This window comes from Paenibacillus sp. FSL R5-0486 (assembly GCF_037975155.1).
Classification (GTDB): domain Bacteria; phylum Bacillota; class Bacilli; order Paenibacillales; family Paenibacillaceae; genus Paenibacillus; species Paenibacillus amylolyticus.
In genome coordinates, this window is record NZ_CP150237.1 from 1612804 (window position 1) to 1634952 (window position 22149).

At 47.2% G+C, this 22149-nt stretch carries 17 protein-coding genes; 9 read left to right on the top strand and 8 right to left on the bottom strand.

Translation table 11 applies throughout. The features are described from left to right. Positions 1–170: 170 nt before the first annotated feature. The gene (locus MKY01_RS07065; RefSeq protein ID WP_164783423.1) at positions 171–1157 is read left to right on the top strand and encodes a Gfo/Idh/MocA family oxidoreductase; all 987 of its coding nucleotides are present in this window, start codon (positions 171–173) and stop codon (positions 1155–1157) included. A 3-nt stretch (positions 1158–1160) separates the two neighbouring features. Here MKY01_RS07065 and MKY01_RS07070 read toward each other — a convergent pair whose 3' ends face one another. From MKY01_RS07070 to MKY01_RS07080, 3 genes are all read right to left on the bottom strand, one after another. Continuing rightward, a complete protein-coding gene (locus MKY01_RS07070) occupies positions 1161–1955 on the bottom strand; it encodes a MurR/RpiR family transcriptional regulator (RefSeq protein WP_253506362.1) in 795 nt (264 codons plus the stop codon). Positions 1956–2092: 137 nt separating this feature from the next. Continuing rightward, positions 2093–2926 carry an ABC transporter permease subunit gene (locus MKY01_RS07075; RefSeq protein WP_127551326.1) on the bottom strand — a complete coding sequence of 278 codons (834 nt, stop codon included), beginning with the start codon at positions 2924–2926 and terminating at the stop codon, positions 2093–2095. Next, positions 2919–3824, bottom strand: a complete 906-nt coding sequence (locus MKY01_RS07080) for an ABC transporter ATP-binding protein (RefSeq protein WP_127551324.1) — start codon at positions 3822–3824, stop codon at positions 2919–2921. The genes MKY01_RS07075 and MKY01_RS07080 overlap by 8 nt, the downstream gene beginning before the upstream one ends. Before the next feature lie 445 nt (positions 3825–4269). On the opposite strand from MKY01_RS07080, the gene MKY01_RS07085 reads away from it, so the two are divergent. Continuing rightward, a complete protein-coding gene (locus MKY01_RS07085; protein ID WP_127551322.1) occupies positions 4270–6105 on the top strand; it encodes an HSP90 family protein in 1836 nt (611 codons plus the stop codon). Then, positions 6105–7154, top strand: a complete 1050-nt coding sequence (locus MKY01_RS07090) for a hypothetical protein (protein ID WP_127551320.1) — start codon at positions 6105–6107, stop codon at positions 7152–7154. Before MKY01_RS07085 ends, MKY01_RS07090 begins: the two co-directional genes overlap by 1 nt. 152 nt (positions 7155–7306) lie before the next feature. On the opposite strand, the gene MKY01_RS07095 is transcribed toward MKY01_RS07090, so the two are convergent. The 4 genes from MKY01_RS07095 to MKY01_RS07110 form a co-directional block, all read right to left on the bottom strand. Further along, on the bottom strand, positions 7307–9514 hold the full coding sequence (locus MKY01_RS07095) for a serine hydrolase (protein ID WP_127551318.1): 2208 nt from the start codon (positions 9512–9514) through the stop codon (positions 7307–7309). A gap of 50 nt (positions 9515–9564) precedes the next feature. Next, a complete protein-coding gene (locus tag MKY01_RS07100) occupies positions 9565–10335 on the bottom strand; it encodes a DUF3169 family protein (protein WP_127551316.1) in 771 nt (256 codons plus the stop codon). 1 nt (position 10336) lies between these two features. Next, positions 10337–10546, bottom strand: a complete 210-nt coding sequence (locus MKY01_RS07105) for a helix-turn-helix transcriptional regulator (RefSeq protein WP_017690042.1) — start codon at positions 10544–10546, stop codon at positions 10337–10339. A 174-nt stretch (positions 10547–10720) separates the two neighbouring features. Then, the gene (locus MKY01_RS07110) at positions 10721–11971 is read right to left on the bottom strand and encodes an MFS transporter (protein ID WP_339286003.1); all 1251 of its coding nucleotides are present in this window, start codon (positions 11969–11971) and stop codon (positions 10721–10723) included. Positions 11972–12094: 123 nt separating this feature from the next. Between MKY01_RS07110 and MKY01_RS07115 the strand changes: the two genes are divergently transcribed. Next, a complete protein-coding gene (locus MKY01_RS07115) occupies positions 12095–13978 on the top strand; it encodes an ABC transporter substrate-binding protein (RefSeq protein ID WP_339286005.1) in 1884 nt (627 codons plus the stop codon). A gap of 243 nt (positions 13979–14221) precedes the next feature. Here the strand turns inward: MKY01_RS07115 and MKY01_RS07120 are convergent, their stop codons facing one another. Next, complete coding sequence (locus tag MKY01_RS07120; RefSeq protein ID WP_339286007.1) at positions 14222–15715, bottom strand: serine hydrolase; 1494 nt, start codon at positions 15713–15715, stop codon at positions 14222–14224. A 248-nt stretch (positions 15716–15963) separates the two neighbouring features. Between MKY01_RS07120 and MKY01_RS07125 the strand changes: the two genes are divergently transcribed. The 5 genes from MKY01_RS07125 to MKY01_RS07145 all read left to right on the top strand — a co-directional run bounded on the left by MKY01_RS07125 (position 15964) and on the right by MKY01_RS07145 (position 22062). Beyond that, entirely contained in the window at positions 15964–17160 is a 1197-nt protein-coding gene (locus MKY01_RS07125) for a DUF4367 domain-containing protein (RefSeq protein WP_339286009.1), read from the top strand. Positions 17161–17554: 394 nt separating this feature from the next. Beyond that, complete coding sequence (alr, locus tag MKY01_RS07130) at positions 17555–18742, top strand: alanine racemase (protein WP_339286011.1); 1188 nt, start codon at positions 17555–17557, stop codon at positions 18740–18742. Positions 18743–19002: 260 nt separating this feature from the next. Continuing rightward, positions 19003–19284: a ribbon-helix-helix protein, CopG family gene (locus MKY01_RS07135; RefSeq protein WP_017690037.1), complete on the top strand. Its 282-nt coding sequence runs from the start codon at positions 19003–19005 to the stop codon at positions 19282–19284. Positions 19285–19287: 3 nt separating this feature from the next. Continuing rightward, positions 19288–19638, top strand: coding sequence for a type II toxin-antitoxin system PemK/MazF family toxin (locus MKY01_RS07140; RefSeq protein WP_024630714.1), 351 nt, complete (start codon positions 19288–19290; stop codon positions 19636–19638). 234 nt (positions 19639–19872) lie between these two features. Continuing rightward, positions 19873–22062, top strand: a complete 2190-nt coding sequence (locus MKY01_RS07145; protein ID WP_339286013.1) for an alpha-galactosidase — start codon at positions 19873–19875, stop codon at positions 22060–22062. Positions 22063–22149: the final 87 nt, after the last annotated feature.

Below are 22149 nucleotides of genomic sequence, written 5' to 3' on the forward strand. Positions count from 1 at the left end.
ATGAAATTGAATTTCATAGTCATTCAAACCTGAAATCGAATTGCGCATGATGCTGCCAATCCCGTCCCAAAGCATTCTCCGCCTGACTTGATCGTGATAACATTACACTCAACCAGAGCAGCGAAGAGAGCCAACTGACAAACAACCAACGACAGGAGCGAAACGATATGATGAATATAGCAACGATTGGTACAGGGTCCATTGTAGATGCCATTTTATCTGCGATCAATGAGCTGGAAGATGTTACGTGTACAGCGATGTACTCCCGGAAGAGAGAGACAGCACAGGAGCTTGCGGGTAAGTATGGGGTCGATACCATCTATACGGACCTGGAATCCCTATTTTCAGATACAAATGTAGATCTCGTATATATTGCTTCACCAAACAGCATGCATTACGAACAGGCCTATCAGGCACTTCAACATGGCAAACATGTCGTCTGCGAAAAACCGTTCACGTCCATGCTTCAGGAAGCAGAAACGCTGATTGCACTTGCAAAAGAAAAGAATCTGTTGCTGTTTGAAGCCATCTCCAACATTCATCTGCCCAATATTAAAGTCATACAGGAGCAACTACCAAAGCTTGGTCCGATCAAACTCATCCAGTGTAACTACAGTCAATACTCGCGCAAATACAATGATCTGCTTGCAGGGGAAACGCCGAACGTATTCAATCCACATTTCTCTGGTGGCGCGCTGATGGATATCAATATTTATAATCTGCATCTGGTCATGAATCTGTTTGGCAGTCCGAATACCGTATCGTATACCGCGAACAAGCATGCAAACGGCATTGATACGTCAGGTGTAGTGGTTCTCCACTATCCGGAGTTTATTGCGGAATGTGTAGGTGCCAAAGACACAAACAGCATGAACTTTGTGCTTATTCAGGGCGAGAAAGGTTATCTTCAGGTTGTAGGAGGAGCTAACGGTTGCCGGGAGATCAAGCTTCAGATCGGGAATGAGCCTGCTGTGGCGTATAATGCGCAGACCAAATTGAATTGGCTGTACTATGAGTGGGAAGCGTTCAGGGACATCCATGCAAGTGGTGATCACAAACGGTGTTACGAACTGCTCGAACACAGCCAGTCTGTAATGAGTGTACTTATGAGTGCACGTAAGGATGCCGGGATTGTATTTACAGCAGACCAGCGTTAATCGTTAATACGTATCGCTAATGCTCCCCATGTACAACATGTCGAAAATGTAGAGTACCGAGACCATCGAAGACATTTTGGACAGTCTTAACTGTTCATTGTATCCGTAAGCCAGCAGCGTTTCATCACAGTGTCTGGACAGGGTTGAATGGTTGTTGCCCGTGACCGCGATGACTTTCATCTGTTTGTTGCTCAGCACTTTGGCAGCTTCAATCATGGATTGATTCTCACCTGTGTGCGAGATAACAAAAGACAACGTCAGGCTGTTGGGATTCATCGTGTTCAAGTAATGCATGTTGGGACTATTATGAGCAATCGCAGATATGCCGAGTTCATTCCACTTGGCACAAGCCTGCTGAGCCAGATAATAATTCATATCACTGCCATAGATATCGATACGTCCGGATTCTTTGACCCAGTTCGCGATTCGTAGCAAAACAGGAGCATTTAACATCCGGCGCGTATCATCTAGCGCCTGCTGGTACAGGTAAGGAACGGAATCGATGGCAGCCAGCACGTTGCCTTGTTCTGCAATTGCATGATCCTGCGTCTGCAACGCGGAAGGTATCTGTTGATATTCAAGAGCAAGTTTTAACTGAAAGTCTGGGTACCCCTTGGTACCCAGCTTTTTGCATAAGCGAACAATGGTGGATGAGCTTGTATAGGTCTGCTGAGCCAGTTCATGGGCTGTAGAATCAAATACAACTTCGGGATTGCTTAGGATATAGTCCACAATATGCTTCTCCTGTGCCGTTAATTGTGAAGCATATTTTAATTTTTGAAGTAGTTTGGATTCCATACAGTTGTTCCATTCCTCTCTATAAATCATCCCATAGCATATATCTCCACATCATAACCTGCACTTATTTATTTCTCAATCTGTATAGCGGAGCGACAGTGTAGTTTGTTGAATTTCGTCGCTACACTCCACATCATTCAGATCTGACTTTCCGCCAGTTGCTGACGACTATTCCACGACGTGACCAGACGAAGAAGAACCACACTTATGAGCAGGAGCACTGCTCCAATCATGACTAACATCCAAGGACCAATCAGCAGCATGCCACTGGCTTGACCAGCGACTAAGGCGATGAGGGGGAGGACAATTAATCCGCCGAGCTGATAGGCTTCCTGGAACCCACGGACCTTGGCCGAGATCAGGACGTTTAATAAAATGACCATAAGACTGCAAGCGGGAACAACCCACACGACAAGTATTATCCAGTTCAGATTGGGAAACATCAACGTTCCAAACATGGGATACATCAGAATATTGGCAATGATTCCGTAGATCAGGAAAGTAACCCAGGATAATAGAATGGAAGGGATCAGGGCAGCTAGCACTTTACCTTTAAAAAGAGTGTCCATGCTGATCGGTGTGAACAACAACCCTTCCAGCGTCTTGCGTTCCTTCTCACCAGCGAAACTATTGGCCGTCAGAATACTGGAGGCCATCACCGGAATGATGAGAAACAAGGGAGCGAACATATACATGGCCAAGTAATAGACAATACGATGATTATCTGTAGGCATGGAAGCAAGCTGAGGAATCTGTCCACCATGGGTTAACGCATCCAATGATTCGAGCAGAAAGCTGATGTTGCCCAGAGAACGAAGTTCCATTCTGGAGGCCGCCCACAGGAGAGCAGAGGGCATAATGATTCCGATAATCAGTGGAACGATCAACATGGGCAGCCAGAGCTGAACGCTGGCTGTGACGGACCGAATATCTTTACGTACCAGTGCACGTATGGCTTGGCGGTTATTCATGGTGGTGTGCCTCCCTTATGGCAAAATAGATACTTTCCAGATCACTGCCCGTGATGCGGGCCTGATAGACTTGACCATGCTCCGTTAATTGCCTTAGCAGTAATGGAATGTCTTCACGTGATGTAAGCTGAAACGTCGCTTTATGTGCGGAGATGATTTCAGGTGTGTAGTTGGTTGCTGTGTGCCATCCATCCGGCATGTCGGCTTCTACTTCGAGCTTCGGAGTGGACAGGTACCGGCTAACAATCTCCTGTTCCGTGCCTTCCTCCACGATGCGCCCCTTTTCCATGAAAATATAATGATCACAGACGGCTGACAGTTGGGACAGCACATGGGATGAGACCAGGATTGTCATCTTTTCTTCCTTATTTAACTGACGGATAATGCGTAGCACCATCTGAATTCCATCCGGATCCAGGCCATTGGTGGGCTCATCCAGAAACAGGATGGAAGGACGGTGCAAGAGTACTCGTGCAAGGCCCAAGCGTTTCTTCATGCCTGTGCTATAGGTGCCGACTTTTCGATGCTGATAATCCTGCAACTCGAACAGATTTACAAGCTCGTCGATTCGTTTCTTGGCATGCTTCAGGCCAAAAACATCTGCGAAGAAAGTCAGATTGTCACGCCCGCTCATATTTTCATATAATCCACTTTGCTCGGTAAGAGTGCCACACATGGCCAGTACTTTCTCTGCCTCACAAGCGGTGTCCAATCCGTTAATGGTTACCTGTCCACTGGAAGCGCCCAAAACCCCATTCATGATACGGATCAGTGTGGTTTTGCCCGAACCGTTGGGTCCAATCAACCCGGTGACACTGCCTTGTTTAACTGTAAAACTGACATCATGCAGTGCTTGATGCACTTTGAATTGCTTGGATATGTTGCGTACTTCGATCATGTATATTCACCGTCCGATCTGAGTTTGGAGATTATACGTGTGGTAGGCTGATATCGTTCAAATGGACGACAAAAAAGATCTATTCCTCCTTCAATAGTCCCGAATGTAAGATGCACATTTACCCTGAAGTCTGTCTGAAATCGGGTCTCAGGTTTGTTTTCACTCTGCCTTGTAACATGTATCCTTATTTTAGGGTAGAACATCCGTTTCATTGCTATTCATAACGTGGTAATGGAAGATAAGGCCTTACGTCTCATGAATGCCTGAAATATGCATATAACGCCGGTCTTGGTTATCCAGGGCCGGCTTGACGTGATGTTTTGGCGTGCCTGTCACGGGGAACGTCTGTTTCTAACGATTACATAATGAATTCGTCTAACACATCCATATGAATACATCGTATGGGTACATATTGTGTTTGGACGTAGAGGAAGGTGAGTGAGTCATGACAGCATCCAATGAATATCGTTTTCAAGTGAACCTGAGCGGGATGATCCAGATTTTATCCAACCATCTATATAGCAGTCCTAAAGTGTTCTTGCGCGAACTGATGCAGAATGCGACGGATGCGATTACCGCACGAACGGAGGCGGAGCCAGGGTATCAGGGTGAAGTTCGTGTTGAACTGACGGGAACAGGTGAGCAATTGACCATGATGGTGGAGGACAACGGCATCGGCTTGACTGAAGCTGACATCCATGAATTTCTGGCAATGATTGGACAATCCTCGAAGAGGGGGCAGCAAGCGCTGCTGGATGGAGAGACTTCGTTTATCGGGCGTTTCGGGATTGGGTTGTTATCCTGTTTCATGGTGAGTCACGAAATTGTCATGCTGACGCAATCCGCCAAGGGCGGACCTTCGATGGAGTGGCGGGGCAAGCCGGATGGCACCTATACGATTCGACAGTTGGATACACAGCTGTCCCCGGGGACCAAAGTATATCTGCGTTGCACACCGGACGCGGCGCACTACTTTGAACCGGATTATGTGAAAGAAGCTCTGTTCTATTACGGAGCATTATTGCCGTATCCGGTCACGCTTTATCATGACGGCGTGCAACATGTGGTGAATAGCGAGACCCCGATCTGGCTGATGGACCCTGCACTCGCACGTTCACGCAGAGCGGAGGTATTGGCTTTTGGTGAACGTCTGCTTGGTGAGCAGTTCCAAGACTTCATTCCGTTGACGACAGCTTCAGGCCGTACCGGAGGTATTGCTTTTGTACTGCCACACGCGGTTAATCTGAATGCCAAGCGTTCTCACCGGGTTTACCTGAAGCGAATGCTGATTTCGGAGAAGGCTGAGAACATTTTGCCAGAGTGGGCTTTCTTCGTGAAATGTCTGATTTGGACAGATGAGCTTCAACCGACGGCATCACGGGAACATTTTTATGAAAATGAAAAGCTGGAGGAAGTTCGCTCCGAACTCGGAGACGCACTTCGCAAGGGACTGGCCGACATGGCTGAGAGCCAGACGGAACGGCTTCAGAAGCTGATTCGTCTGCATGCTCTGTCCATGAAGGCATTGGCTGTGCAGGATCAAGCATTCTACGCGATGATTCATCGCTGGTTGCCATTTGAGAGTACGAGGGGTCACCGTGAATTGGGTGAGTTAATTGATGAAGGAGAGACATTGTATTTCACGTCCTCTGTTGATGAGTACCGTCAGATTCATCATGTAGCTTCCGCACAATCGATGCTGGTAATTAACGGTGGTTATATTTATGACAGCGATTTGATGGCGACACTGCCGATGACCGTGCACAACGTACACACGGAGCGGCTACAGCCGGATCAGGTCTCGATGAGTTTCACCGCTGTGCCACCCGCTGAGCGTAATCAGTATTATGATGCGTTGCGACTGGCCGATTCTGCCTTACAGCGCTTCCGTTGTCGGGCTGAGGTGAAAGGGTTTAAACCTTCGGATCTGCCGGTGTTGTTCACGCTGTCTCAGGAATCCTCAACACTTCGTGCGCTTGAAAAAGCAAGCGAGGAGAGCACGGAATTGTTCTCGTCTGTTCTGGGTTCATTGTCTTCTGGCATGAGTTCAGCAGGGTACTCAACTTTGTATTTGAACGTGAGTAATCCGATCATTCAGCGGGTACTGACATCACCGGATGACCAGATGACACCGATTGCCATCGAAATGTTATACGTCAATGCACTGATGATGGGGCATTATGCCATGAGCAAGCAGGAGCTTGAAGTGTTAAATCAGGGCATTGTTCGTTTTATTGATTGGGGTTTGCGTGCCAATACAGATCGTAAGGGAGATGCCTGATGAAGACAGAGATGGATTTTGAAGAACTGATGGACGAGGCCTATGGTTTGCCCAATGGTCCGGCGAAGCTTGGTATGCTGGAGGAAGCGGCAAGAGTTGCCGATGTGAACGGCATGGAGGAAGAGGCATATGAAGCAAGATCGGAGATTGTGGAGACAGCAACATTCTGTGGTTATCCGATGAAAGCACTGATTGCTTTTTCCTGGCAACTGGGCAAGTTCGACCAACAACCCGAAGAATATGATGAAGAAACGTTAATGTGGTCGTACAAATGGATATTGGGCAAGATGCCCGACTTCCCGGAAATATCACGCGAGAAGATCCTAGAGCTGTTGGAGGATTTCGGACGGCGCTTCAAGTCCTACGGTTACAGCGAACGCTCCTACTGGTATTATCGGTTCCGGATCTTTATGGATTTTGGGGAGCTGGAGGAAGCGGGACGTAGTTATGATCGATTCAGAACGATGGATCGTGACTTTATGAGTGACTGCGAAGCCTGTGAGCAGGATGAGATTATGCGATATTTCTTGTTAAAAGGAGACGATGAGAAGGTGTTGGAGGCGGCACAGCCTATCCTGAAAGGGCGTATGAGCTGTGCAGAGATTCCGCATCTGACTTTGTCTGAAATTTTGATGCCGCTATATCGGTTGGGACGGACTGCGGAAGCAGATAAACATCAGACCAAGGGATATCGGCTGATTAAAGGCCAGAACGATTTTGTGCAGAGTTTTGCGGAGCAGATGGATTATCTCACACGTACAAATCCGGCAAAAGGCATTGATGTGCTGGAGGAAACACTGGTGTTCGCTGCTGATCATGAAGATCCTTACGCCAAAATGTTGTTTTATGCCAGAACGGCATCGTTGCTTCGCCGCTGGGTGGAAGAATCTCCACAATACCGATTGCGTCTGCCAGCATCCTTCCCGTATGAAGGCGATCCGGGCGACCTGCTCAAGCTGGCCGATTACTTTGCGGAGCATGCTCAGACCGCTGCAACCAAGTTTGATCAGCGCAACGGGAACCTCCATGTATCTTCGTTGATCGAATAGAGACGGATATAACTTAGTAACCGATCGCTATAATGAGTTATGAAAAGTAACGAAACAGGCTTGTTCAAGAAGGATCGTATCCTTCTGAACAAGCCTGTTTTTTCTTGCATCATAAGCATGATCAATCTAATCGGTATGAAGATGTTTTATTTTTATTGTGCTGAAGTCACAGAAGGGACCGGCGCTGGTACAGGAACCGGCGCAGTTTCAGATGTCTCATCTGCAGGCTCAGCTCCTTCGGCAGGTTCTGCTTGTGGTTGTTGAGCTGCCATCAGTTCAGCGACGATTTGATCTGTTGGTTGGGTAAGCAGCGCATACATGATCGCAGCCTCTTCCTGACGAATCAGAGGTTTGCGGGAAAGGAAATCAACAGAACCATCCTCCATTACCTTCACCTCGGGTCCATGGATACCAAGCTTCGCCATCATCTGAATGGCTGGTACAGCCCATGCATCTGTGTGCCCCGCAAGTTTCACATCATTGAACAGTTCGCTAGGATATTGCAGTTGCATAATTCTCCACATCATGACCATTGCTTCCTGTCGGATAATCACTTGATCCGGCTTAAACTGCTGTTCGTCCGTGCCAGTAATCATACCCAACTCATATCCGAGTTGAATATATCCGGCCGCTGTATGGTCTGCCCAGTCGGTGTCAGCAGGAGGCGTAGTTTTGCTGGGCTTCAATCCACTCAGTTTAAGGGTGTTCTCAATAAATTCAGCTCGTGTTACACCTGTTTTTGGTTGGAAAGACTTGTTGCCATCATTCTCATAATATCCAAGAGATTGTATGGCGTAGATGGCTTCAGCATAAGGACTGTTCTCACGAACATCCCGGAAGCCCATAGGCTTTTGACCTTTTTTCTCATAACCCATAGGGTTGAGGTAAGGTTCTTTCATGTATGTGGTGCCATCTGCATATTCTTTGAATGCTGTGAATTGACCAGTCAATTCATCTTTGAAGAGATTATCTTCCACCTGAATCAGGTTGCGTTGACCTAGGAATACATCGTTAATGCTCAGTTGTCCTGGCTTATCCCCGCCACCTTTCAGGGAACTTACAATCGTGCTAAGTCGAAGATCGGCGTACAATCCGGTGAAGCGTTGCAGCTCAGCTGCGGATTGCGGCGTGTAATCCTTGAACTGTACAGGCTCTGCATATTGTGGGAAGAAGCTCTGAATGAATGCAGGGTAGAACAGATTACGAAGTGCTCCATTTTGATTATACGTCAGGAAAACGCCTGTATTTTGCTCGGGAATAAGGAAGAGATAAGAGCTGAATCCGGTCAGGTCGCCTCCTTTGGTAATGATACTTGGACTACTTCCTGCTCCGGGAAGCTGGAATGCAGCTTCGAATCCATACGTGGTGTTTGGTAACAGTGGATGAATGGAAGAACGGTACTGTTCCATGCTTTTCACTGTGGATTCCTTGAAAATTCGTTTGTTGTCCTTCACGCCATCATTCAGGAACGCAATCATGAACTTCCCGATGTCCTCAGCGGTAGACAACATGCCACCTTGAGGCATTGGTGTTGGAGAGATGGTGTACAGATCAAGCGGATTGTGTGCCGCATCATAGCCTGTGGCCAGCTGCTTTTGGAACTTTTTGTCCAGCATGAAACTGCTGTTATCCATTCCTAGCGGTTTGAAGATATGTTGTTGCATGTAGGATTCAAAGGGTTCGCCGCTTACATTTTCAACAATCATACCAAGCAGCAAAAACGAGAAATTATCGTACATATAGGCGCTACCAGGCTCGCGAACGACAGGAGGCATGTGTTGCTGTGCGTAATCCTCCATCGCTATGTACTTATCAAAATCAGTATGGATGTCTTCCTGTTGCGGATCACGGATCTCGAATCCGGTCGTGTGTGTGAGCAGGTTCTCCACAGTTACAGGTTTGTCAAAAGGATTATCAAATTCGAGCCCTTTCACATAGGTCTGAAAGTCAGCTTGCAGATCAACCTTGCCTTGCTCTACCAGCTGCATTACAGCTGCTGACGTGAACGTTTTGGAGACAGAGGCTACACGGAAAGCGGTATTTTTGGGATCGATCGCTGTTTTACTCTCCACATCGGAGAAGCCATATCCTTTTTCCGCCAGAACTTTGCCATCCTTCACAACAACAACGGAGGCTCCCACATAATGGGCTTTTGCCTCAGGTGAATCGAAGAATGAATCCAGAAATGCTGTAGCTGATTCGGTTGTCAGCGCTTTCGTCTTTCCTTGTTCAGCAGCTACTGGAGTCGCGGTCTCCGCCTGAACTGCGGGTACCCACAGACTGAGAGACAGAACCGCAGCCATAAAAGCTCCTGTTAGGGAGGTGAACCTGAAACGGGTCTTTCGTTTGGATAAATGCATGCAAACACTCCTTTATGAAAATATTTACAAAATAGTTACCTACTCATGTATTACTGATTACTCGCACGATAGGTTTCACGATAATAGATTCCGATGTTGGCAATCCAGATCACAGAGAGCATCACAATTGGGAATGGAGCAAAGGTAAAGAGCATCGAATATAGAACCATAGAGACCATTCCAACACCAAGAAGTACATTCATCATCTGAAAAGAACGATAGGCTGCGCGATAGACAATCCATTTCTCGCCTTCATCCAGCTTCTCAAAATGATCCTTCTTCATATTGCGCGAGTTCAGATCCAGAGTGCGCTCAGGATAATAACGGTTGTATCGCTTCACAGTCAGAGTTTGCACGACCACAACGATGATAATAGAGATACACGAAGCAACAAAATTCAAGAGGTTGAACAGTTCTGGAGAATTCGGCATGGTTCGGTTGGATGCATACAAGGACAAGGCAAGTGCTGCCCAGGTAAACGTAAGAATAACGCTGAATCCGCTGAGGATCATCGCTTTTCCGAGGGAGCGCTCTGCGGGTGAGATGAGTGAATCGGAATCTCCATAAGCATCATCTTCCATGGGAGGGACAGATGGCGTGCGGGAGAGACTGAAGATGTTCAACACCGTCATAACTACCACAAGAGCCGCCAGGATTGCGAATAAAAGATCATAGTCATAATACACGGACAGCGTCCAGTTCAAGTCAGAAGGGAGTTTACTCACTCCGCTAGCGCCGAGAAAACCAACTACAGCGCCACCGGCTGCATACAAGGGAAGACGCAACCGCTTTTTAATGGACGAGGATGATGAATTTTTCATTTTAATCTCCACCTTTCAGTTCAAAGATTTTTTCGACAGGTTCACGAAATACATGTGCTATTTTTAGTGCCAGAACGACCGACGGAGAGTAATCTCCACGCTCAATCAGGGCAATGGTTTGACGGGATGCACCAATGAGTTTGGCCAGTTCTGCTTGGGATAGCCGGTCTCTGGCTCGTAACTCCCGAACGTGATTGTGTAATTCTTCCACTTGCTCACCTCCATGAACCTAATGTACATGATATTTGACTAAATGTAAACTATAATATACAAAATGTTAAAGATAATTTACTTCTGAACGTTGATCATGGACATGAAAAAGAGAGCCAGTTGGGCTCCCTAGGATGATTATTTTGTTGTCCGAAAAGTTGCCAGAAAAGTGAAATCAAGATGCATCTGCACACGGCAGATGTTGATTCTGTTCCTCTGCCTTCCGAAGTAACATTCGGAAAAAGATGAGCGCTCCAAGCCCCATCAGGATATACAGACCAGCCATCGCATAGGAGGGCAGAAAGGCTCCAATGGTTAACCCGAGACTGCCGAGAAGGGCAGCAACGTTGTAACTCAACCCGTCAGCAGCCATATAGGCAGCACGGTCCGAATCTGGAATCATACCCGCGAGCATGACCTGACGAACAGGGGCATACATCAACTCTCCAATGGTTAGCAATATAGCGGATGAGATGAGTAACCAGGCCCAGTTGCTGAAAGCAAGTACGGTGAAACCTGCGGTGTAGAGGAGCATACCAACAGTCATAATAGATCGGGACTGGAAGCGACCTATCCATCTGGTGAATGGAATGGCAACCAAGGCAACCATTACGGTGTTGATGACCATGATCAGGCTGAACATATGCAGACCTGAGATATCTGAGCCGAGCAGTTGGGCGGTGAATTCATTTTTTAGACGAACAGCGATGTATTTATCCAATTGAAATTCCAGGGAGACTGCAAGTACAGTAGCCGTGAAAAATATCATGAAACGTTTGTCCTGAAAGACCGCCCAGTAGGTTTTCAATATGTTCCTCTGGATGGGAGCATCGCCATAACCTGATTCACGTTTATCCATTGTTTCACGAATCATAAAGATCAAAATAAACAGGGTAGCTAGGCTTTCAAGGCATACCAGACTGAACAATAGGAAACGAAATGATTCGAAAAACAGCCCGCCCATCAGTGCACCAAAAGTTACAGCAACATTTGTTGTCCAATATTGCAACCCATATACATAATGACGTTCATGTTCACTGCTCACGTCGACAATCATGGCATTAGCAATCGGCACGGTGATCCCTGAACTGAGACTGCTGAGCAGAAACATGAGGCAAGTGACGATGATCGAATCCATCCACGGCGAATTGGCGATGGCCAAGCCGAGTAGAGCCATGACTTGGAGACTTTGTGCGATCACCATTAATTTTTTTCGTCCAATTCGGTCAGACCAAGATCCTGCCCACAATCCCACAATCATGGAAGCCACAATATTGACCGTCAGCAATAACCCCGCCAAACCTGCGCCAATCTGAATACTCAGATAGATCGCCATGAATGGAATGATGGACTTTTGGGTCAGATCGGTGAAAAAATCAGTAATGATACGTATCCTGATGTTCGGGTGCAGATCGGCGTATTTCATAAATCGTTGTTCTTCCTTCCCACTGGTCATGTTGATGTTACTGAGTATAATGGAGGAAAACCTGAAGAAAAACTGTAGAAGCATCCGGATGGATTTCGTATTTTAGCAGAAGGTAGGGTATATATGGACGTATCAGAACATTACATTCAACTGCGATTAAACTTTCCACATGTACATGATGAACAAGAAGTACTTACAACGGTAGGTGAACTTGCCGATCTTTTATGTTGTACCATGCGCAATATGAACCTCATTATGAACAAATTCAAGGAGAACGGATGGGTCAGGTGGAACCCGCAACGCGGAAGAGGCAAAAAATCGATGCTGGTATTTTGTGTCCCGTTGCTTGAAGTGGCGCGTGAACGGTTTGACCATCTCCTGGATGGGAACAGGATGGAGGATGCCTATGAACTGGCCACCACCTTGCCAATTACGATGAGAGAACATCTGATGCAACAAATGCAACATCAATTCGGTCTGCGTTCGAATGGAGGGGACAGAGGACGAGTGGATACATTGCGGATTCCACGGAATATCCCTTTTAAGACATTGGATCCCACGCAGACGGCCATGTGGGGAGAAGTTTTTATTGTTGCGGAGGTTTTTGATCGTTTGGTTCGTTATAATGCTGAACACCAGGTCTGTGAACCGAGTCTGGCTGTGGCATGGGAGAGTCATTCAGAGGGGAGCGAATGGACTTTTTATCTGCACAAAGGTATACCCTTTCATCATGGCAGAATAATGGATTCAGAGGACGTGAAGTTTACCTTTGATCGCATTATCTCTGACAAGAGTAACCCGTGCAGGCCTCTGTTTGGATCTATTGAGCGCATAGAGACGTTGGACGAATTGACTGTACGTTTTGTGTTAAACAAGCCTAACTTCATGTTCCCGGATCTGATGAGTAGTATGTCTGCATCGATCTTGCCGAGAGATGTGGAGATGAATCCGCTCCATCCGATTGGAACAGGACCTTATCGGTTGACGCGTCATGATTCCAAGCTGCTTGTGTTGGAAGTATTCCCTTCCTACTTCCGAGGCCGAGCCTATATTGACCGCGTTGAAATATGGCAACTTCCCCATTCTGGGAGGGTGGAGTCCGTCATCAAGCATAATATATTTCCGGATGCGGAGCCTCGTGCCGTGCAGCATGAGATGCAGGGTGGCATGTATATGACGTTTAATATGCAGAAGGAAGGGCCGCAGCATGAGGTGAATTTTCGCCGGGCTGTTCAACAGCTATTGAATGCGCAGGAGTTGTCGCAAGCGCTCGGAAGCACGAACACGCAGGCTGCTTATAGTCTGATTCGAGGACGAGTACAGCAACCTTTAAAGGTGGGTTCAGATCAAGGGGAGCCAGGGAAACAGCAATCGGAACAACCGGATGGTTCGGTCACACCTGTACCTGACCTTTCCGTGGAGACCTCAATGGTGCGGGCCTCAGCATTATTGCGTCATAGCTCTTATCAAGGGCAGAGTTTAAGTCTGTGGGTGGAAGAAGGAGAGAAGATGGAGACGGATATGGTCTGGTTTGCAGAGAGATGTAAACAGATTGGCCTACATATCAACATTATGCCGGGAGATCCGGTCCACGCAGTCTATCAAGATGGGTTTGGGGATTGTGATCTGATCTATACAGGAGAAATCTTCAATGATAATGTCGTGCTGAGTCTCGTGACGATGTACACCTTCCAGAATACGTTATTCCTGATTGCGATGAATGATTACTGGAGACATGAACTGGAACAGGAATGTGGACGAGTGGTCATGATCCAGGAACCCGCGGAGCGGTTGAATAGATTGATTCGGCTAGAAGATCGACTGATTCAGGAGGCATTGCTTCTGCCCACATACAGCTTCAAGGAAGAACACGCCCATCATGATTCGCTGAGAGATTATCGTCTTGCGGGGTATGGTCTGCCTGATCTGCGCAGATTGTGGGTGAAGAGAAGCCCTGGGGCCGCTGAAGAGGATACGAGTTATCCGGTGTATATTCCGTTGTGGTAGGATTAGCTGCCACAACGGAAATGAATCAGGCGTTTTCTATATAAATTGAACTAAACATTTATACAAAACGGAGAGGACAGAAATAACCTGAGGAAGCAGAGCGTTCGCCTTTATCCCCGGATTTTCACTTTATGAAAAGAAATCAAAAAAATCTGGGGATAACAGCGATCAGAAGGTTGTTCTGTCATCGGAGTGACCAGTGTAAATATATTCATTAGTTCAATTTATATAGGTTCAGATCATTTACGAAACCCTGATGAATTCAATAGGCTTTGTACCCGGTTCAAGCAACAAAGGAATGGAGATGGATTGAGCAACTTCTGAAGATTCATTGAGGGTAAATGTATACGTGATCTTCAGACCGAATAACACAAATTCGACGGAAAACGTATCTTTCCCGGTGTATTCCATGGGCATTTCAATGGCGTTAAAGGTTGCTTGCAACCCGTCCGTTGTCTCTTGAATCGACATCTCGCCATAACCAGGATGCGTGTAAATACCCGCATAAGCGGTGTAAGGGCGATCACAAGGTATGATGTGAGGTTCTTCAATATTTTCCTCAACGGCAGTGTCTGCTTGAATAGGCACTTCCAGAGGATTCTCCGGATCAGCCTCCGTTTCTGTTGATTCTTTCCCCATTAATTTTCTCAATTTGAAACTCCAATTGACGGGCTCTAATCCAAGCAGTCGGTCCATGATATGAAAAGCAACCGTATAGGGAATTATACTTCCGTTGGTATTACTCAGAACCACGATTCCAATCTGCTCCTCTGGCAAAAAGGCAACTTGTGATGCAAAGCCATCAATAGCCCCACCATGATGAATCATGGCATGTCCACGATAAGGCTCAATCATCCAACCCAGACCATATGTACTCATAGGCAGTTCTTGGCTTATAAACGGCGAATCACTGGGCATCTGAGGACTATGCATAATCTTCATCTGTTCCTTAGATATCAATGACGTTCCTTCCCATTGACCTTGATGCAACTGGAATTGAAGCCATGCAATCATATCGATTAGATTGCTGTTAATGGAACCAGCAGGTCCTATGGCATCAATGGCTCGAAAAGGTATTCTCGTATTCTGACCATCCTTCTCCATATAAGGGTAAGCATAGTCAGGCTGAAGTTGCATTTTTTCAACAGAGAACAGACTTGAGTTCATACCCAGCGGATTAAATAGAGTCTTCTGAACCATCTGCTCCCACGAAGTTTCATTGAGCTGTCCAACCAGATAACCTGCCGTCATGTACATCAGGTTCTGATACTGCCATTTGTTTCGGAAATCCTGATTTGGCTCCAGATACTGTAATGTTCGAACAAGTTCTTCTCTTGTACGCGGGGAGTTGTACCATACCAACTCATGCCTTGGAAGACCGGAACGATGACACAGCATGTCGCGAATAGTTATACGTTCTGTTGCGATCGGATCAAACATCTTGAAGTCTTTCATATACGACTTCACAGGGGTATCCCAGTCGAGTATCCCCTGATCCACAAGCAGAGCAGCGGTTGCTGCGGTAAAGGCTTTGGTACTTGAACCGATGGCAAACAACGTATTAGGGGTAACTTTAAGTTTGGATTCCATGTCACGATAACCGTAGCCCTTTTGCCAGATGACTTCATCCTTATGGATCACAGCCACCGCTGTGCCGACACCATTCCATAATTGAAGCTGCTCGTCGATGAATTCATCCATTCCTTCCAGTGATGTGCTAAGCTTTGTTGTCGTCATACCTTTTCCTCCTAATATCCAATAAAAAGAATAATCTCCTACAATTCACTATGCCTTTTCTGGATAAAGTTAACATCCTCCCTGAGACTGATTTTGCGTAGCAATGCCGTATTAACGGACTTCACCGATTGCTTGTCAAACTAGTCCGCATATATCGAACAAGTCCCTCATAACATGTACTAATCAAGTAGGGATTCTGCTGCAAGCACAATCCTGAAGTGAAAACATGTGCTAAAGGGGATGATGTCATGCGCCGAATATCATGGATGCTTGCCATGGTATTGGTCTTATCGGCCTTACTTGCCGCCTGCGGGAAGAAGGATGCGGCAGCTGTGGTCAAAGATCTGAACGAAGTCGTAGGAGAGATGGAAAGTTATCAGGGGGCAGGCGTGATGACGCTGCATACCGGAGATACGCCGCAGCAGTACAAGGTCGAGGTATGGCATCAGAAGCCTTCCTATTATCGTATTGCGTTAACCAATGCCAAAAAGGATGTAACGCAGATTGTACTGCGTAACGATGAGGGTGTGTTTGTTTTGACGCCGAGCCAGAACAAGAGCTTCCGTTTTCAGAGCAACTGGCCAGATAACCAAGGACAGGTATATCTCTATGAAACATTGATTCGGAGCATTACGGGGGATACAACCCGTCAGTTTGCGGATGAGAAAGAGAGCTATGTTTTTGATGTAGCTGCCAATTATAATACACATGCACTCGTCAGACAGAAGATCTGGCTGAACAAAAGTGATTACGCACCGAAACAGGTTGAGGTATCCGACTCCAATGCCAATGTGGTCGTGGATGTGAAGTTTGATTCCTTCAAATTTGGTGCTGCATTTGAGAAAGACGCCTTTGACATGCAACGTAACATGACAGCAGCTACAAAAGAGGGCGGCCAAACAGGAACGGATTCTGGTGTAACTCCTGCGGAGCAAACAGGTGAGGGCGGTAAAGAACCTGCCAATCCTCAGACTGCGCCTGAACCTGATGGAGCCGTTACTGATGGACAGTCGGGTGTAGGTGGTGACACAGAGCAGCAAGGTACAGAAGGTGCTACAACAGGTCAGGAAGGCGAAGAGCCGACACTTGCAGAACCGGAAGGGGCAGACAGCTTCGGCGTGATTCAGCCGACCTATGCGCCGGAAGGCGTGCAGCTCAAGGACGATCAGATTCTGGAAGAAGCGGGAGACTATTCGGTTATGCTTCGTTATGAAGGAACGTATAATTACACGATATTCGAAGCCAGACCACAGGATCGAGCTGTATCACTTGCTCCATCCAGTGTAGTAGATCTTGGATTCACACTGGGGATGATCAGCGGAGATGCATTGAAGACTCTGACATGGATGACAGATGGCATAGAATATCGGATCACCAGTGCCGACCTGCCTCAGAACGAAATGGTACGCATTGCAACATCGATGCAGGAAGAGTCAGGCAAATGATTTTTGAACAAATGAACGAATAGTAGCATAAACATAAGGAATGCTAAGAAGCATCGGAGACCTGTTCTCCGGTGCTTTGCTTTGATGTAAGAAAGGTATTCATTTAGCGCTGTTTTTTTTACCCGATACACTCAATAAAGCAAAATGCGCTTCTACGCAGAGGGAACCGGGTAAATAATCGATATAAGCAGATTTTGCTTGGGTGAAAAGTGGAATTTTGCCCTGCTAATCTCGCTTATCGGTCTTCTTCTGTGTTCGCATTTGTTCTTCAAAAGGCGCACCTTACATCTGTTTTTGGATGCGAAACTTCGGTTCATTTGACAGTCACATGCTGGAGCATTACGATGGAGTCTGACGTGAGCCGGATTAAGATGATTAGAGAAGGTGACTTAACGTGCAAGGACAATATCGGCCGACCCAAGCGGAGATCAATTTGGATCATTTGTGTACTAACGTAGAAGCTTTCCGCGAGGCATTGCCTCAGGGCATGAAATTCCTCGCCTGTGTGAAGGCCAATGCCTATGGACATGGAGCGGTGGAGACGGCTAGGGAACTGGAACGAGTGGGTGTGGATTACTTAAGTGTGGCTTTTCTTGACGAAGCTCTGGAACTGCGACAACATGGGATTACGATTCCAATCCTGGTACTGGGATATACGCCGCCTGAAGGGATCGCTGTTGCATGGCAACATGATGTGACCGTCACACTGTTCAGCAGGGAAGTGCTTGACGCCATTCGACATCTGGATGCGAGCACATTCGCTAACCAACTGAAGGTTCATATTAAAATCGACAGCGGCATGGGCCGATTAGGTCTGTTGCCTGGCGATGAGGCATTGGCTTTCATTCAGGAAGTTGCTTCGCTCAATCAAGTGATGCTGGAAGGTATGTTTACCCATTTTGCCAGAGCAGATGAAGAAGACAAAACCTATACACTGGAGCAGTATAGACGGTTCCAAAGCGTAGTTCATGCGCTCAGGGATCAGGGATGTTCCATCCCGATTATACATACGGCGAACAGCGCCGCTGCCATTGATACACCGGAATTGTCCTATGACATGGTACGTGTGGGAATAAGCCTGTACGGACTGTATCCTTCGGCTGAGGTGAATCATCAGGTGGTGAAGCTGTCCCCGGTATTGACGCTGAAGACAAAAGCGGTTCTGATCAAAACACTGCCACCCCATTGGGGGATCAGTTACGGAACCCGTTATTTTACGCAAGGTTACGAACGAATAGCGACCCTGCCGATCGGATATGCAGACGGATTCTCCAGAATGCTGACAGGTAAAGCACAAGTGCTTGTACGCGGCCGCCGCGTCCCTGTCGTCGGTACAATCTGCATGGATCAGTGTATGGTGTCGTTACAACCTTTCGCGGAAGAGGCGGAAGAAATTCAAGTCGGCGAAGAGGTTGTCCTCATCGGTCATCAGTCTGGTGGCGTAATAACCGCAGACGAGGTGGCATCCCAGCTCGGTACGATTGCTTATGAAGTGATCTGCATGATGGCGCACCGCATTCCACGGGTATATACCCGCGGGGGAGCAGTAGTCGCCAGAATCAATCCACTTTTGACATCCTGACAGGTAAACTGGACGTCATTCCCAATAAACTTTTTTTCAGAACAGAAGGAAAACTGTCGGAGCATCTCGAATTATGTATGACGGTAAGGATTTAATTCCTGAATTGAGATGTTTGGTCTGTACGAATATTGTTCCCCGTGTTTATAATGGAGTACAGCATACTTGATATACTCGGGGCATATATATTCCTTTGTATAAAAGTTCTGGAAAAACGTAATACTGGTTCACAATGGCGAAAGGTTTGTGGGGGTGGAAGAAAGGTGGCCAACTTGCAGAACACCAAGCGGATCATGATCAGTTTACCTGATTATCTTTTGCAGGAAGTGGATGGCATCGTAGCGCTGGAGAATTCCAACCGCAGCGAATTGATTAGGCAGGCTATGAAGCTGTATTTAACGGAGCGTAAGAAACGTTACATCCGTGAAACGATGCAGCGAGGGTACATGGAGATGGCAAAAATTAATCTGACCATGGCATCCGAAGCCTTTCATGCGGAGGAAGATGCGGACAGCACTCTGGACCGCTTAGTTAGCGGGGTGTAGACATTGATCGTAAAACGTGGTGACGTTTTTTTTGCGGATCTTTCTCCCGTTGTCGGTTCCGAGCAAGGTGGAGTCAGGCCGGTTCTGGTGATCCAGAATGATATCGGCAACCGGTTCAGTCCAACTTGTATTGTGGCGGCTATCACCGCCCAAATCCAGAAGGCAAAGCTGCCAACGCATGTTGAAATTGATGCGGCGGCACACGGCTTTGACCGGGACTCGGTTATTTTGCTCGAACAAATACGGACGATTGATAAACAGAGGCTGACTGACAAGATTACCCATCTGGACGAGGAGACCATGAAATTGGTCAACGAAGCCTTACAGATCAGCCTTGGTTTAATCGATTTTTAAGGTAGCAACCAGCGTCTTGTACGTTGCACTGCCGTCCGTTGGCAATGGATGTTCCCGTAAGGGAACACACTGAATTCAGACTGTAACCAAAAGAGCGTATGACATCCTTCGGGCTGTTATGCGCTCTTTTGATTAAAGCTTGATGAAAGCGTAGAACATTGGCAATCTTTTCGCTATAATGAAACCTGAGAAACCGTTTACCGAAAGACCTATATATAGAGGTGGAGGAGACATATGAGCATTTACATCAATCAAGAGAAACTTCAATTTCATTTACAGACCCGCGAGGCCAGTTACGTATTTCAGGTACTGCCTTCAGGATATTTGGTGCATTTGTATTATGGCAAAAAATTACGCGACACCGATCTGAGCTGGTTGCATGTTCGTACAGAACGAGCATCTTTCAGTCCGAACCCGGTACCAGAGGACCGTACGATTTCATTTGATACATTGGCAGTGGAACTACCCGTGTATGGCACAAGTGATTTCCGTAATCCGGCTATCCAACTGGAACTTGAGAATGGCTCGACGGTTTCGGAGTTTACGTATACAGGCCATCGATTGGTCAAAGGAAAGACAGCGCTTACTGGTTTGCCAGCAACGTATGTTGAATCCGATGAAGAAGCAGAGACGCTGGTTATTGAGTTGGAAGACCGCGTTGCAGGCATCAAAATCGAGCTTTCCTATACAGCCTTTATGGCATTTAATGCAATTACACGCTCCATGCGTATCGTTAATGAGAGCGCTACCTCAGTGAATGTGGTGCGTGCGCTCAGTTCATCTGTTGATTTTCCGCATGCAGATTATGAATTGTTGCAGTTGTCAGGTGCATGGACAAGGGAACGTGATATCGTTCGCAGACCGCTTGCGTCAGGCCTGCAAGGGATTGAGAGCCGTCGCGGTTCAAGCAGTCACCAGCAGAATCCATTTATTGCGCTGATGACACCAGGCACGGATGAAGACCAAGGTGAAGTTTACGGATTCAGTCTCGTCTATAGTGGCAGTTTCACTGCACAGGCTGAAGTGGATCAGTTCCACACGACCCGTGTGTCACTCGGAATCAATCCGTTCGAGTTCAGCTGGAAGCTGGAGCCGCAAGAAGCGTTCCAGACACCTGAGACGGTTATGGTGTACTCGGCTGCAGGTTTGGACGGCATGTCACAGTCCTACCACGAATTGTATCGGGAGCGTCTTGCGCGTGGTAAGTTCCGTAATGCGGAACGTCCGGTTCTGGTCAATAACTGGGAAGCAACCTACTTTGGATTCAATACAGACAAGATTGAACAGATCGCTCGTGCTGGACAGAAGCTGGGTATTGAGCTGTTTGTCTTGGATGATGGCTGGTTTGGACATCGGGACAGTGACAACTCCTCGCTGGGCGACTGGATTGTAGATAAGAACAAATTGCCACAGGGACTGGATGATCTGGCTAACCGCGTAACAGGTCTGGATATGCAGTTCGGATTATGGTTTGAGCCTGAGATGATCTCACCAGACAGTGAGCTGTACCGAGCGCACCCGGACTGGTGTCTGCATGTGCCAGATCGTCGCCGGACAGAAGGACGTCAACAACTGGTACTCGACTTCTCTCGTCAGGATGTACGTGATGAGATTGTGCGGATGTTAACAGACGTACTTGGTTCTGCACCAATCACTTATGTGAAATGGGACATGAACCGCAATATGACGGAAGTGGGTTCTGCGTTGCTTCCGGCAGATAGACAGCGTGAGACCGCACATCGTTACATGCTCGGACTGTATGACGTTATGGAACGAATCACTTCGGCGTTCCCGAACATTCTCTTCGAAAGCTGTTCAGGTGGTGGTGGCCGCTTCGATCCAGGTATGCTGTATTACATGCCACAGACGTGGACAAGTGATAACACGGATGCTATATCCCGCCTGCGGATTCAATACGGTACGAGTCTTGTATACCCGGTAAGTTCGATGGGATCGCATATCTCAGCGGTACCGAATCATCAGGTCAACCGGATCACTTCGCTTGAGATTCGGGGACATGTTGCGATGTCGGGCAACTTTGGGTACGAGCTGGACCTGACAAAATTCACGGAGGAAGAGAACGACATCGTGAAAGCCCAGGTTGAGCTGTACAAGGAGATTCGTGGAACGGTTCAATATGGAACATTCCGCCGTTTGCTCAGTCCGTTTGAAGGCAATGAGACGGCGTGGATGTTTATTGCACCGGACGGAAGCGAAGCTGTTGTATTCTACTTCCGTGTGCTCTCTGAGCCCAATGCGCCACTTCAGCGCCTGAAGCTGAAAGGATTGGACCCTAATGCGGATTACCGTCTGAAAGGCGGATCAGAGACCTTTACCGGCGATGCCCTCATGTATGGCGGTATTTCGGTAGGCAGCACATCCGGAGACTATCTGAGCGAAATGTTCCGGTTCGAGCGCGTCTAGATAAGTGAACTGCATTTTATTTACACGGATACTACGATGACAGAACAACCTTCCAATCGCTGTTATCCCCAGATTTTTTGATTCCCT

Excerpts from the sequence above, each read along its gene's own strand:
- MKY01_RS07065 (WP_164783423.1), top strand. The coding sequence starts at position 171 with ATGAATATAGCAACGATTGGTACAGGGTCCATTGTAGATGCCATTTTA.
- MKY01_RS07070 (WP_253506362.1), bottom strand. The coding sequence starts at position 1,955 with ATGGAATCCAAACTACTTCAAAAATTAAAATATGCTTCACAATTAACG.
- MKY01_RS07075 (WP_127551326.1), bottom strand. The coding sequence starts at position 2,926 with ATGAATAACCGCCAAGCCATACGTGCACTGGTACGTAAAGATATTCGG.
- MKY01_RS07080 (WP_127551324.1), bottom strand. The coding sequence starts at position 3,824 with ATGATCGAAGTACGCAACATATCCAAGCAATTCAAAGTGCATCAAGCA.
- MKY01_RS07085 (WP_127551322.1), top strand. The coding sequence starts at position 4,270 with ATGACAGCATCCAATGAATATCGTTTTCAAGTGAACCTGAGCGGGATG.
- MKY01_RS07090 (WP_127551320.1), top strand. The coding sequence starts at position 6,105 with ATGAAGACAGAGATGGATTTTGAAGAACTGATGGACGAGGCCTATGGT.
- MKY01_RS07095 (WP_127551318.1), bottom strand. The coding sequence starts at position 9,514 with ATGCATTTATCCAAACGAAAGACCCGTTTCAGGTTCACCTCCCTAACA.
- MKY01_RS07100 (WP_127551316.1), bottom strand. The coding sequence starts at position 10,335 with ATGAAAAATTCATCATCCTCGTCCATTAAAAAGCGGTTGCGTCTTCCC.
- MKY01_RS07110 (WP_339286003.1), bottom strand. The coding sequence starts at position 11,971 with ATGAAATACGCCGATCTGCACCCGAACATCAGGATACGTATCATTACT.
- MKY01_RS07115 (WP_339286005.1), top strand. The coding sequence starts at position 12,095 with ATGGACGTATCAGAACATTACATTCAACTGCGATTAAACTTTCCACAT.
- MKY01_RS07120 (WP_339286007.1), bottom strand. The coding sequence starts at position 15,715 with ATGACGACAACAAAGCTTAGCACATCACTGGAAGGAATGGATGAATTC.
- MKY01_RS07125 (WP_339286009.1), top strand. The coding sequence starts at position 15,964 with ATGCGCCGAATATCATGGATGCTTGCCATGGTATTGGTCTTATCGGCC.
- MKY01_RS07145 (WP_339286013.1), top strand. The coding sequence starts at position 19,873 with ATGAGCATTTACATCAATCAAGAGAAACTTCAATTTCATTTACAGACC.